The organism is Enterococcus raffinosus (assembly GCF_001886185.1).
Lineage (GTDB): Bacteria > Bacillota > Bacilli > Lactobacillales > Enterococcaceae > Enterococcus_A > Enterococcus_A raffinosus.
The window spans coordinates 71,626-84,731 of the sequence record NZ_JXLA01000011.1 but is presented as its reverse complement, the minus strand read 5'-3'; the positions used below and the strand labels follow the sequence as shown (position 1 = coordinate 84,731).

Below are 13,106 nucleotides of genomic sequence, written 5' to 3'. Positions count from 1 at the left end.
GGAGAAGGAGTCTTTGTTTATTAAGGCTCCTTCTTTCCTTCTTAAATTTTATGCTAGACCTGTACCACTGTGGTATAATTGTAGAGAATTTTGGATAGAAAGAGAGGTTATCTATGCCTAATCGTCTAATTGAATTATTCAAACCGGAATATTGGCTTAGCTTTTTTTCTGAGAATCTTTCAACCTGGGATATCATCGTCAACCTTTTAGATATATTTGTTGTCTGGTTTTTGATTTATCGTTTGTTTGAACTTGTTCGCGGAACGAAGGCAGTCCAACTGATCAAAGGTGTGGCGATTTTTATTGGGATTCGAATCGTTGCTGAATTGATTGGTCTGCATACATTGTCTTGGTTGATGAATCAAATCATTACCTATGGTGTAATTGCGGCGATTGTTATTTTTCAACCAGAGGTCCGACGCGGTTTGGAACATTTAGGTCGCAGTTCATTCTTTAAAACATCAAAAAAGGAAGAACGTGACGACGAGCGAATGATCCTTGCGTTTGACAAAGCGATTCAATATATGTCAAAAAGGAAAATTGGTGCGTTAGTAACGATCCAACGTTTTACAGGACTAGAAGAATATATCGAGACTGGGATTGCTCTGGATGCAGATATTACCGGAGAACTACTGATCAATATATTTATACCGAATACGCCGTTACATGATGGTGCAGTTATTGTAAAAAATGGAAAAATCGCGGTTGCTTCGGCATATCTCCCATTATCGGACAGTATGTTGATTCCCAAAGAGTTTGGTACTCGACATCGAGCCGCGGTAGGTATCAGCGAGGTCAGTGATGCGTTGACATTTATTGTATCTGAAGAAACAGGTGGGGTTAGTATCACGCTGAATAATGATTTTCTTCACGATTTGTCTCAAGAAGAGTATCTCGCTGTAATGCGTAGAGAGTTATTGCCAGATGAAAAAAATGCCAGCAAGAAGAGTCTTCTGCAAACCTTTTTCGAAGGGTTGACTAAAGGAGGACAAAAATGAGAATTAAGTTTAAAAAAAGCAATGCCCCATATATGCTGATCTCATTGGTGTTTAGTTTAATTCTATTTTTTAATGTAAATAGTCAAAATTTTAGTCAGTTAATTTCGTCTGAAACAAACTACGAGGAATCTATTCAAAACGTTCCTATAAATGTCCTTTATGATTCAAATGAATACTTTGTTCATGGTTTTTCATCGAATGTATCGGTTAAATTAAGCGGGGCTAACCGCATACAATTGAATAAAGAAGTAGATCCTGACACAAGGGATTTCAGTGTTGTTGCAGATTTAAGAAATCTGTCTTCTGGAACCCACGAGATTCGGCTAAAAACAAAAAATTTATCGAGCTCTCTTTTTGCCACGATAGAACCAGAAAAAATTTCTGTGACTATCGAGAAAAAGGTAAAGAAAGAATTTGACGTATCCCCAATCTTAAGCAGTACAACTAGTAATAATGGGCTGAAAATCGGGGAAATGTCTATACAGCCTGAAAAGGTTGAAATTACTACTGGCGAAAATACTATGAAGGAAATTGATCGTGTTGTTGCTTCGGTTGACAGTAGTAAGTTGACCACAGATCAAGCTAGTATACAAGCGCCTATTCAGGCGTTAAATGCTAGTGGAGAAGCACTGCCAATTCAGTCTGATCCACAAAATGTAACAGTTAATTTTGAGATTCAAACGCCTAGTAAAGAAGTGTCGATCTACCCTATCCAAGAAGGGGACTTGCCTTCGGATGTAGAAAGCGTCAAAATAGACTTGAATCGTACAAAGGTAACAATTACTGGTGTGCAGTCAGTAATTGATCAAATAGACAGTATCGGCATTCCAGTCGATGTGAGTCGAATCCAAGGGACTGTAAAAAAGTTTATTGATGTACCTTCTGGGGACTATCAAATAAATCCTAAAACAGTGAGTGCACAAGTAACTCCTGTCTTTAAGAAGTCCCAAGGATCGGAAACTAACAGTACAAATCATTCTAGTTCGTCGACGACTGAAGATGTAGCAGAATCAGACGACGCTTCCAGATCTTCTGAAACAAGTGCTACACAGACAACAAACAGTCAAGAAGATTCGACAAATCAATCTACTAACTAGATGAAGAAGGGAAATATAATTTAATGGGTAAATATTTTGGAACAGATGGAGTAAGAGGAATCGCGAATAAGGAGTTAACACCTGAACTAGCATTTAAGTTAGGACGTTGTGGTGGTTATGTTTTAAGTCAACATCATGAAAGTGAAGGGCGTCCACGTGTATTAGTAGGGCGTGACACTCGAATTTCTGGAGAGTTACTAGAAACAGCTTTGATTTCTGGATTATTATCTGTAGGTATCGAAGTATTTCAACTTGGTGTCATTTCTACACCAGGAGTTGCTTATTTGACAAGACTGCAGAAGGCTTCTGCAGGAGTGATGATTTCTGCTTCTCATAATCCAGCTGAAGATAATGGGATTAAGTTTTTTGGCGGTGATGGATTTAAACTTGTTGATGAACAAGAAGCTGAGATTGAGGCTTTAATTGATGCGGAGGAAGATACATTACCTCGTCCTTCAGCCGAAGGGCTTGGGACATTGGATGAGTTTCATGAAGGACTTCTGAAGTATTCACAATTCTTAGTACAAACAATTTCAGGAGATTTATCCGGGTTAACTGTTTGTGTTGATGCTGCAAATGGTGCCACATCTACTAGCGTTAATCGTCTGTTTGCAGATTTAGAAACAGATTTTTATACAATGGGTACATCACCTAATGGGTTAAATATCAATGCCGGAGTAGGTTCTACTCATCCAGAAGCATTAGCTAAATTAGTTGTTGAAAAAGGTGCAGATGCTGGTTTAGCATTTGATGGAGATGGCGATCGTGTAATTGCTGTTGACGAACTCGGCAATATTGTCGATGGTGATCGAATTATGTATATTTGTGCGAAATATTTAGCTGAACGTAAACGATTGAAAAAAAATACTGTAGTTACTACAGTAATGAGTAATTTAGGATTCCATAAGGCAATTGAAGAGATTGGTCTTGAAGATGTCATCACGCAGGTCGGTGATAGATATGTTGTTGAGGAAATGCGTAAAAATGATTACAATCTTGGTGGGGAACAATCTGGACATGTTTTATTCTTAGATTATAATACGACAGGTGACGGAATGTTAACCGGTGTTCAGCTATTGAACATTATGAAGCAAACTGGTAAAAAGCTCTCTGAGCTAGCTAGTGAAGTAACTATTTATCCGCAAAAGTTAGTGAACATTCGAGTAAGCGATAAGTACGGAGCGATGGATGTTCCCGCTATAAAACAAGCGATTGAAGAGGCAGAAGCAGAAATGAATGGCGATGGTCGAATTCTCGTTCGTCCTTCAGGCACAGAACCATTACTACGTGTCATGGCAGAAGCACCAACAGATGAAAAGGTTGATTACTATGTTGAAAAAATCGCAGCTGTTGTTCGAGATGAAATTGGATTAGATTAATAATAAACGTCCGACTTTTTTAGTCGGGCGTTTTTCTGCATAAAAAAGGTTGAGAAATTTTTCTCAACCTTTTAATTTATTCAATTATTCAACTGTTACTGATTTTGCCAAATTACGAGGTTTATCAACATCGTAGCCGCGTAATAATGTTGCATAGTAGGCAATTAATTGTCCTGGGATAACAGAAACAAGCGGACGTAAGAATTGGTGAACTATAGGTAAAATGATTTGGTCACCATCTTTACTTAATTCTTCTGAAGCTATTACTAGTGTATGAGCGCCGCGACTTTCAACTTCACGGAGATTTCCTCGTGTGTGAGGAGCAGTAACAGCTTCGGTAATGATGCCGATAACAGGTGTTCCTTCTTCGACCAATGCGATTGTTCCGTGTTTCAATTCACCAGCGGCAAAGCCTTCCGCCTGAATATAAGAAATTTCCTTTAGCTTCAAAGCAACTTCCATAGAAACATAGTAATCTTCAGAACGACCAATATAAAATGCATTACGAGTTGTTGCCAAATATTCTTCAGCAATTTCTTCGATCATAGCTTTTTCAGCGATCATGACATCCATCGCATTAGCTGCAATGCCTAATTCCTTTGTTAAGTCGAATTCTTTAGCAGCAGAAACTCCCTTTGCTTCACCTACAGCTTTGGCTAAAACCGTCAAAGCTGCAATTTGCGCAGTATAAGCCTTGGTAGAAGCTACTGCAATCTCTGGACCTGCATGTAGCAACATGGTGTAGCTAGCTTCACGAGATAATGTTGAACCTGCTACATTTGTTACAGTAAGAGAAGGGTGTCCTAATTCATTGGTTTTTACTAAAACTTGACGGCTATCTGCAGTTTCTCCACTTTGCGTTAAGTAGATAAAGAAAGGCTTTTCTGAAAGCAATGGCATATTATATCCAAACTCGCTAGATAAATGAATTTCAACGGGAATGTTAGCCAAGCCTTCAATAATTTGTTTACTTGCCCAACCCGCATTGTTACTTGTTCCGCAAGCGACAATGTAAATACGGTCGCTGTTTAGTAAACTCTGCAACAACTCATCTTCGATCACGACGGTTCCTGTTTCATCGGTGTATTCACTGATGATCCGGCGCATCGTAGCAGGTTGTTCATCAATTTCTTTCAACATGTAATATGGATAAGTTCCTTTTTCCATATCGGAAAGATCAATTTTTGCTTCGTAAGGGGCACGTTGGACTTCGTTGCCGGCAGCATCTTCAATCTCTACGTGATCACTTGTTACAATAACCATTTCGCCATCGTTAATCTCGACGAATTGATTGGTTTGTTCTAACATCGCCATTGCATCGCTACAAACAACATTGAATCCGTCGCCTAAGCCAATTAATAAGGGGCTTTTGTTCTTTCCGACAAAGATTGTCTCCCGGTCTTTCTTATCAATTAACCCAAAGGCATATGACCCATGAATTTCTTTGAGAGCTTTCCGAAAAGCATCTTTGGTTGAAAGTCCTTGATTTGCGAAATACTCAACTAAATGAACAGCGATTTCTGTGTCTGTTTCACCGTAAAAGGTATCATCTGTTAAATATTTTTCCTTCAATTCATCATAATTTTCAATTACACCATTGTGAACCAATACAAAACGTTTACTTTGTGAAGTGTGAGGGTGTGCGTTTTCTTCACTAGGCTCCCCATGTGTTGCCCAGCGTGTATGCCCAATGCCAATGGAACCATGGACTCCAGAGCCAATCTTTTCAGCTAGCTCTTTAATACGACCTTGTGACTTAATTAAGAAATCTTCTTTTTCGTCAGCCACGAAAATACCGGCAGAATCATACCCGCGATACTCCAATTTCTCTAAACCATTTACTAAAATACTTGTTGCTTGCTCATTTCCCACAATTCCTACAATTCCACACATAATGTCTTCCTACTTTCCTGTCATTATATGTTTCCGAGCTGTATGACCATTTCTTTGTTCTTTAAAAAAGTTTTTGTAATAGTCTGTAGAGTACAGCTGCCCTGAAGCCACCCGCCGAATATTTCGATTAGCTTCTTCCTCGTCACCTTTAAAAGGTCTGGCGCTATCTTATTGGTACATTTAAGATTTTTTTGTTTTAACATCGGAAACAATGATTAATATAATATAAACTTCGCTTGTAGTCAAATGTTTTTTTATTTTAAACGAATTGGTATATATGATATTTGTGAAATTGAAATGCAAAAAGCAAAATGCCTTCTGCGTTTCATCTATTGAAAGAATAGGGTAAAATAGAAAAGTATCATTTAATAGGCATCTTTTAACCACTTTTTTTATAGCTTGCTAAAGACGTTTATTATGATAAAAAATATTACGGGAAATCAATTTTCACAGAATAAACGGAGAGGAGAAAATAAAATGAATCAACCAGAAAACTTAACTGTTGGCGATTTACGTAAGTTTTTAGAAAAAATTACGAATAATCCCGAAGTGAACAACGAAACAAAAATTTTTTTAGATACAGGCTGGGATAGCATTCAAGAAATCAGCCCGGATGCTTTAAGTATTGAGGAAGCTCAAACCTTTAATATTGAAGATCCATTAACACATGAGCTTTTCGGGGGCTATTCTTTAGTAGAAAAAGCAGAAAAAATGAATGCTGATGGACCGATAGAAAAAGTAGTAATTATTCGTAACTTATACTAGGAGGTAGAAAATGAATAAGAGACGTTGGGTTGCAATTGGTATTGCGGTAGTGTTGTTAATCTTTTCAGCAATTTCTTCATCAATCAGCCGTAGTAGTGAAAGCAAAAAGGAACTCAGTCAAGTGAATGAACTATTGTATGGAAACAATGAGCCTCAAGAAGAGACCGTTGAAGAAGGATCAGACACAGAAAAAATTGCTAAATTAGAAGTAGAGGGCACCATCATTAATGATGGCACAAGTGGGTTGTTTTCAACTGGCGGCTATAATCATACTTCGTTTATGAAACAGCTAGAGAAAATTAAGGATGATTCAACTGTTAAAGGCATTTTATTAGAGATAAATTCTCCAGGTGGCTCTGTTTATGAAACGGCAGAAATCACTCGTGCTTTGAAAGAAATTCAAAAGGACAAGAAAATTCCGATTTATGCTTCTATGGAGAGTCAAGCTGCTAGCGGTGGTTATTATATTGCCGCTAACTCTGATCGGATTTTTGCCTCTGAGGATACGATGACCGGATCTATTGGGGTCATCATGTCAAGTGTTAATTATTCTGGACTGATGGAAAAACTTGGAATCACAGATGCAACAGTTAAAAGTGGTGCGCTTAAAGACATTGGTTCGTCTTCGCGTCCGCAAACAAAAGAAGATAAAGAAGTTTTGCAGTCCTTTGTTGACAGCATGTATAGTCGATTTGTTAAGACTGTTGCTGAAGGGCGTAATATGGATGAAGCAAAGGTAAGGAAATTGGCAGACGGAAGGATCTATGATGGGGCACAGGCCCTCGATAACGGTTTGGTAGATGAAATTGGATATCCTGATCAGGCTTTGATCGCGCTTAAACGAAATGAAGGTCTGACTGGAGCGAAAGTCATTTCATACAAAAGTGGAACTACTAATTTCATGAATACATGGTTAGGAAACAATTTAGCAGATATGCAAGGTCTTAAGCCTTCGCAAGAGGAATTGATGACAAATATTGTAAAAAGTATTGGAACTCCACAAGCACCTAAAGCAATGTATTTATATGGAGGTGAATAATAATGGAGGAAGAAACTAATCAAAGACCAGCAGTGGGACCAGTGACACAATTGTTAGAAAAAAAACAGCGTCAACATCAATTTCATGATTACCCAGACTATTTTTATGCTGGTTTCTGGATTCGTTTTTTTGCTTATCTATTGGATTTAGCTTGTATTACAGCCCTAATAGGAATCATTATAGGGTTCCCTGCAAATCTAATCGGGGTGTCTAAAAGCGAGGAATTACTTAGTCTTTACGGATTTTTATCATTACTCGTATACTTAGCGTATTTTATTTTATTGACAAAACTAAATCATGGACAAACAATAGGAAAAATGGTTTTTGGAATCAGAGTTATCTGTTTTGAGGAAGAGGAACTGAGTTGGCCAACGGTTTTAGTCCGTGAAGGTGCCTGTCGTTTTGTTCTGCGTGGCTCTATTTTTATGTTAGGATACCTTGTCACTATTTTTACCCCCAATAAGCAACACATAGGTGATTATTTTTCAGATACGAGTGTTGTGACACTAAACCTATTAGCAGCTAGAGAGGGCTTTGTACAGAAATGAATCCAATAGATTTTCCAAACAATGATCAGTATTACTTAACGCTTGCGGAAAAGGCTTTTTCCGCAGGGAATTATCTAGAAGCGTTAGAAAACTATAAACAGGCTTATAAAGAGAAGCCAACAGCTAAGCTTAACTTCTTAATTGCTAGCATGGCTTTGGAACAAGGAGAATTTTCTGAAGCATTACTGTTTGCAGATGAAATGCCAGATAGTTACTTAGAAACTCTGGATACAATCGATTTGTTTCTACAAATTCAATTATATGCACAAAAATTTTATGAAGCTAGAGAATTTTTATGGCGTGCCCAAAAGATGAAACAGTTGACAGAAGAGCAAAGAGATATCTGGTTGACACGAATTGATGATCAAGAGAGGTTTTACCAACATCAGCAACAAGCAGTTTTCAAACAACTTGAGGATGAGCTGAATCTGCTTCCAACCATGAATGCGCTCGAGCAATTAACCCTAGTTCGAAGGATTAGGCAGCTGCCTGTAGATCGGCTACAAACTTTGTCTAAATTGTATATGATAGACAGACGAATTGCACCATTGGTTCGAAGTTATTTATTCGAAAGTTTAGCACGTGTAGGGGTATCTGAAAGTGTGCGTTATCTAACCATACAAGATGAAATTGTAGAATTATCTCCTGCTTATTCTGGATTTGACGATACGCTGCAAAAAAGAATTGAAAAATACCTGAGTGAGGAGTTAGAAGACGAGAATCCAATCTTGTTAGCGAGTTTAATGGAGCAAGTAAAACTAGAAATGGCTTTTTTATACCCTCTTCAAAGTTCGTTCATGAAACCGGATGCTTGGGTGTCCAGTTATCTATCCGAGTATTCGGAATGCTCAAAACCACTTGATGAAGTGATCGAAAGCGTGCGTATGAAAATAAAACAACTTATGTTCGATTATCATTAAAAAATGCCTAGAGTAAAAGCTTTATATTTACAATTCATAATCAGTAGTGTAATATTTAATGGTATGCAAAATGCAAGTATATTAGTATTCGGAGGGAACAAACGTGACTGCAAATTTTGAAAAAACAGGCACCAATGATGGTGTGTTAACTTTCTCAATTGAACAAACTGAGATTCAAAAGGGATTAACAAATGCATTCAACAAAGTGAAAAAAAATCTTAATGTACCTGGCTTCCGTAAAGGAAAAGTTTCTCGTCAAGTATTTAACCGTATGTACGGTGAAGAAGCATTGTATGAAGATGCGTTGAATGATGTATTACCAGCAGCTTATGAAGCTGCTGTAAAAGAAGCAGACATCGATCCAGTCTCTCAACCAAAAATCGATGTTGACAGTATGGAAAAAGGCGAAGCTTGGGTTATTAAAGCAGAGGTTACTGTAAAACCTGAAGTTAAATTAGGTGACTATAAAGAGTTAGAGGTTCCTAAACAAGATGTTGAAGTTTCTGACGCTGATGTAGAAGCGCGTTTGAAATCAGAACAAGAATCTCAAGCAGAGCTAGTTATCAAAGAAGACGAAGCTGCTGAAAACGGCGACACTACTGTAATTGATTTTGAAGGTTTCGTTGGTGAAGAAGCATTTGAAGGCGGAAAAGGTGAAAACTATTCTCTTGAATTAGGTTCTGGTTCATTTATTCCTGGCTTTGAAGAGCAATTAGTCGGACACAAAGCAGGTGAAAGCTTAGATGTAACAGTTACTTTCCCAGAAGATTACCAAGCAGAAGATTTAGCTGGCAAGGAAGCTGTATTCAAAGTAACGATTCACGAAGTAAAGGCAAAAGAACTTCCTGAATTGGATGATGATTTTGCTAAAGATGTTGATGAAGAAGTGAATTCATTAGATGAATTAAAAGCAAAATATCGTGATGAACTAGCAAAACAAAAAGAAGAAGCTGCGAAAGAAGCAAAAGACGAAGCTGCAATCAAGCAAGCTGTTGAGAATGCTGAAATCGTAGAACTTCCACATGTAATGGTTCATGATGAAGTTCACCGTTCGATGGATGAATTTTTAAATAACATGCAACGTCAAGGAATCTCACCAGAAATGTACTATCAATTAACTGGTTCAACTGAGGAAGATCTTCATACTCAATTTGAAGGTGAAGCGGAAGGACGAGTGAAAACAAACTTAGTCATGGAAGCTATTGTTGAAGCAGAAAAAATTGAAGCTTCTGAGGAAGATATTGCGAAAGAAATCAAAGACTTGGCTGAAATGTATCAAATGCCAGAAGAGCAAATTCGTCGTGTTTTAACGGAAGATATGCTTGAACATGATATTAAAATGAAAAAAGCTGTTGAATTAGTAACTGGGACTGCTGTAGAAAAATAAGCAGTACTGGTTAGTTAAGCAGGTAGTTAAACTATGTGGCGCAGATTATGCGTCACATTTTTTTATTCACTAGTATTTTTGCTAACTAAGGAAACTCATGAATTTAGTTTCTCACTTTTTTTATAGATATTTATAACGAATAACTTCAAAATAACTCTTAAATTTGGTAATATTGAATTATTAATGAAATGAGGGTCATTCTCGTTTTTAAAAGATGTAATTATTTTATGTTTTAATACCCTAAGGAGGAGAAAATGAAGAGAAAAATTTTAGGACTATGTTTTTTATCAGTGCTATGTTTAAATTTTTCGACTATAGCTCTAGCTGAAGAAAATCAAATAGAAAGCAGTCAACAAATCACTCAAAGTTCATCGACCACTGATTCAACTGCGAGTGTTTCACAAATCGAATCACAGACTACGGGAAATTTTGACTCTGAACAAACGTCTGATAGTGTTGAAACAGAAGAAGTGACAGTTCCGCAATCGCAAATGGAGACAGCTGAGGGAACAATGTCTTTACCGAAAGGACGTTCTGATTTATATCCAAGTATCCAATTATTTGCTTCGCTTCCATCTGTATCAGCAACGAATACTAATACGCCTAGTAAAAGTTTTATTGATATTTCCTCTCATAATGGAAATATTTCTGTTGCAAACTTCCAAAAAATGAAAGGCTATGGTGTTACGGGGGTTGTTGTCAAGCTAACAGAAGCTACCAGTTATACAAATCCTTACGCTCAGTCACAGATTAACAATGCTATGGCAGCGGGAATGAAAGTTTCTGCCTATCATTATAGTTGGTTTACGAGCGATGCTCAAGCTGTGGCAGAGGCGAATTATTTTGCGGCTGCAGCTAAGAAATTCGGTTTGAGTAGCGGTACCGTTATGGTGAATGATATCGAGGAACCTCAAATTCTTGGTAAAGGAAACCATACAAATAACTCTAGGGCATTTGAAAGTCGTTTAAAAAGCTTAGGATATGGAAATGTTCGACATTACATTGGTTTGAATTGGTTAGATACCGGACGGATTAATGCTGCTACTATTGGATATAAAAATATATGGGTTGCTGCTTATCCATATAATTTATCAACAACAAATTTTTATACCCAATACGGCGCTTGGCAATGGTCTTCGCAATTATCATTCCCTGGTATTAGCGGGAATTTTGACATTAACGCAGATTATACATCAACCTTTAGCAACCCGACACCAACGCCTCCGGCAAATAGTGTACAAATGTACCGTGTTTATAATCCGAACAGCGGCGAACATTTTTATACACAAAATGTTGCTGAAAAGAACAACTTAGTTTCAAAAGGCTGGAGATACGAAGGAATTGGTTGGAATGGACCAACCTCCGGTAATCCAGTTTATCGTTTGTACAACCCTAATGCAGGAGATCATCATTATACTCTTCATGCTTATGAAAAAGACAATTTAATCAAGAAGGGCTGGAGATATGAAGGGATTTCTTGGTACTCTGGCGGCCCTAATGCGTTACATCGATTATACAATCCAAATGCTAAATCTGGCGCGCATCACTACACATTGAACACGAATGAAAAAAATAATTTAGTTAAGCACGGCTGGAAATATGAAGGTTTAGCCTGGTATGCAAAATAGTCAAAAGGTTCTCGATTTTCGAGAACTTTTTTTCTTTAGATTTCCTTTTTATTTGCAATTGGTTTCTTTGTCTTTTTAATGCTTTATGTTATTATAGATAAAGACTGCAATCGTGGAAACACTTGTAGAGAATGAAACAAGAGGTGACAGCCATGTATGAGAGCACAGGCGCAGGAGAAACAGTTCGCTGTTCATTTTGCGGAAAGACCCAAGAGGAAGTAAAAAAAGTCGTTGCGGGTCCAGGCGTTTACATTTGTAATGAATGTATCGACCTTTGTAAAGAAATTATAGATGAAGAATTCCATGAGGAAGCTATTCGTGAGTTTATTGATGTGCCAAAGCCCAAAGAACTATTGGATGTTTTAAATCAATATGTTATTGGTCAAGATCGGGCAAAGAAAGCATTATCGGTTGCAGTGTACAATCATTATAAGCGAGTAAATACTGAAAATGATGGTATCGACGAAGTAGAATTACAGAAAAGCAATATTTGTTTGATTGGACCAACCGGCTCTGGTAAAACGTTCTTGGCACAAACATTAGCTAGAACGCTGAACGTACCATTTGCTATTGCAGATGCAACAAGTTTAACTGAAGCGGGTTACGTTGGTGAAGATGTTGAAAACATTTTATTAAAGCTCTTGCAGGCTGCTGATTATAATGTTGAACGTGCTGAAAAAGGAATCATTTACATTGATGAAATCGACAAAATTACTCGTAAAAGCGAAAATGTTTCGATCACTCGTGATGTTTCAGGTGAGGGAGTTCAGCAAGCTTTGCTTAAGATCCTTGAGGGAACAGTCGCTAGTGTACCACCGCAAGGAGGACGCAAACATCCTCATCAAGAATTTATCCAAATCGATACAACGAACATTCTATTTATCGTTGGCGGAGCCTTCGATGGTATCGAAACAATTGTGAAAAACCGTTTAGGTGAAAAAACCATTGGGTTTGGAAAGAACAACAAAAAGATTGATGAAGATGCGAGTGTGATGCAGCAGATTATTCCTGAAGATTTGCTGAAATTCGGTTTAATACCAGAATTTATCGGACGATTACCGGTTACAACAGCATTGGAGAAATTAACAACCGAAGACTTAGTTCGGATATTAACAGAACCTAAAAACGCATTAGTTAAACAGTATCAAAAATTACTTTCATACGATGACACGGATCTAACATTTGATGAGGATGCATTAAGTGCAATTGCTGACAAAGCCATTTCTCGAAATACGGGCGCACGTGGTCTGCGATCAATTATTGAGGATGTTATGATGGATGTGATGTTCGACATTCCTTCAGATGAATCAATTGAAAAAGTAATCGTGACGAAAGATTCTGTTGAGGGTTCTGGCAAACCAATTATTGAGTATCATAACGATAAGAAAAAAGCAGGTTAGCAAGTGTTGAGGGTTCACAAATTAATTTGTGAGCCCTTTTTGAAAGGCGTGA

At 37.6% G+C, this 13,106-nt stretch carries 11 protein-coding genes; 10 read left to right on the top strand and 1 reads right to left on the bottom strand.

Annotated elements, in window-relative coordinates; genetic code table 11:
* Positions 1-113 precede the first annotated feature (113 nt).
* The 3 genes from cdaA to glmM are packed head-to-tail and all read left to right on the top strand — an operon-like array spanning position 114 to position 3,474.
* Positions 114-998 carry a diadenylate cyclase CdaA gene (cdaA, locus tag RV13_RS07780; protein ID WP_010745009.1) on the top strand — a complete coding sequence of 295 codons (885 nt, stop codon included), beginning with the start codon at positions 114-116 and terminating at the stop codon, positions 996-998.
* Entirely contained in the window at positions 995-2,095 is a 1,101-nt protein-coding gene (locus tag RV13_RS07775; protein ID WP_060789511.1) for a CdaR family protein, read from the top strand. The genes cdaA and RV13_RS07775 overlap by 4 nt, the downstream gene beginning before the upstream one ends.
* A 23-nt stretch (positions 2,096-2,118) precedes the next feature.
* On the top strand, positions 2,119-3,474 hold the full coding sequence (gene glmM / locus RV13_RS07770) for a phosphoglucosamine mutase (RefSeq protein ID WP_010745007.1): 1,356 nt from the start codon (positions 2,119-2,121) through the stop codon (positions 3,472-3,474).
* 84 nt (positions 3,475-3,558) lie between these two features.
* Here glmM and glmS read toward each other — a convergent pair whose 3' ends face one another.
* Positions 3,559-5,367 (bottom strand): glutamine--fructose-6-phosphate transaminase (isomerizing), encoded by a 1,809-nt coding sequence (gene glmS / locus RV13_RS07765; RefSeq protein WP_010745006.1) that lies wholly within the window; start codon positions 5,365-5,367, stop codon positions 3,559-3,561.
* 477 nt (positions 5,368-5,844) lie between these two features.
* Here glmS and RV13_RS07760 point away from each other — a divergent pair, with 477 nt between their 5' ends.
* From RV13_RS07760 to clpX, 7 genes are all read left to right on the top strand, one after another.
* On the top strand, positions 5,845-6,132 hold the full coding sequence (locus RV13_RS07760) for a hypothetical protein (protein ID WP_010745005.1): 288 nt from the start codon (positions 5,845-5,847) through the stop codon (positions 6,130-6,132).
* A gap of 10 nt (positions 6,133-6,142) precedes the next feature.
* Positions 6,143-7,171 (top strand): signal peptide peptidase SppA, encoded by a 1,029-nt coding sequence (gene sppA, locus RV13_RS07755; RefSeq protein WP_010745004.1) that lies wholly within the window; start codon positions 6,143-6,145, stop codon positions 7,169-7,171.
* 2 nt (positions 7,172-7,173) lie between these two features.
* Positions 7,174-7,719, top strand: a complete 546-nt coding sequence (locus RV13_RS07750) for an RDD family protein (RefSeq protein ID WP_010745003.1) — start codon at positions 7,174-7,176, stop codon at positions 7,717-7,719.
* Complete coding sequence (locus RV13_RS07745; protein WP_010745002.1) at positions 7,716-8,639, top strand: tetratricopeptide repeat protein; 924 nt, start codon at positions 7,716-7,718, stop codon at positions 8,637-8,639. Before RV13_RS07750 ends, RV13_RS07745 begins: the two co-directional genes overlap by 4 nt.
* 103 nt (positions 8,640-8,742) lie before the next feature.
* Positions 8,743-10,026 (top strand): trigger factor, encoded by a 1,284-nt coding sequence (gene tig, locus RV13_RS07740; RefSeq protein ID WP_010745001.1) that lies wholly within the window; start codon positions 8,743-8,745, stop codon positions 10,024-10,026.
* A 254-nt stretch (positions 10,027-10,280) separates the two neighbouring features.
* Positions 10,281-11,654, top strand: a complete 1,374-nt coding sequence (locus tag RV13_RS07735; protein ID WP_010745000.1) for a GH25 family lysozyme — start codon at positions 10,281-10,283, stop codon at positions 11,652-11,654.
* Between the two features lie 152 nt (positions 11,655-11,806).
* Entirely contained in the window at positions 11,807-13,054 is a 1,248-nt protein-coding gene (gene clpX, locus RV13_RS07730) for an ATP-dependent Clp protease ATP-binding subunit ClpX (RefSeq protein WP_010744999.1), read from the top strand.
* Positions 13,055-13,106 lie beyond the last annotated feature (52 nt).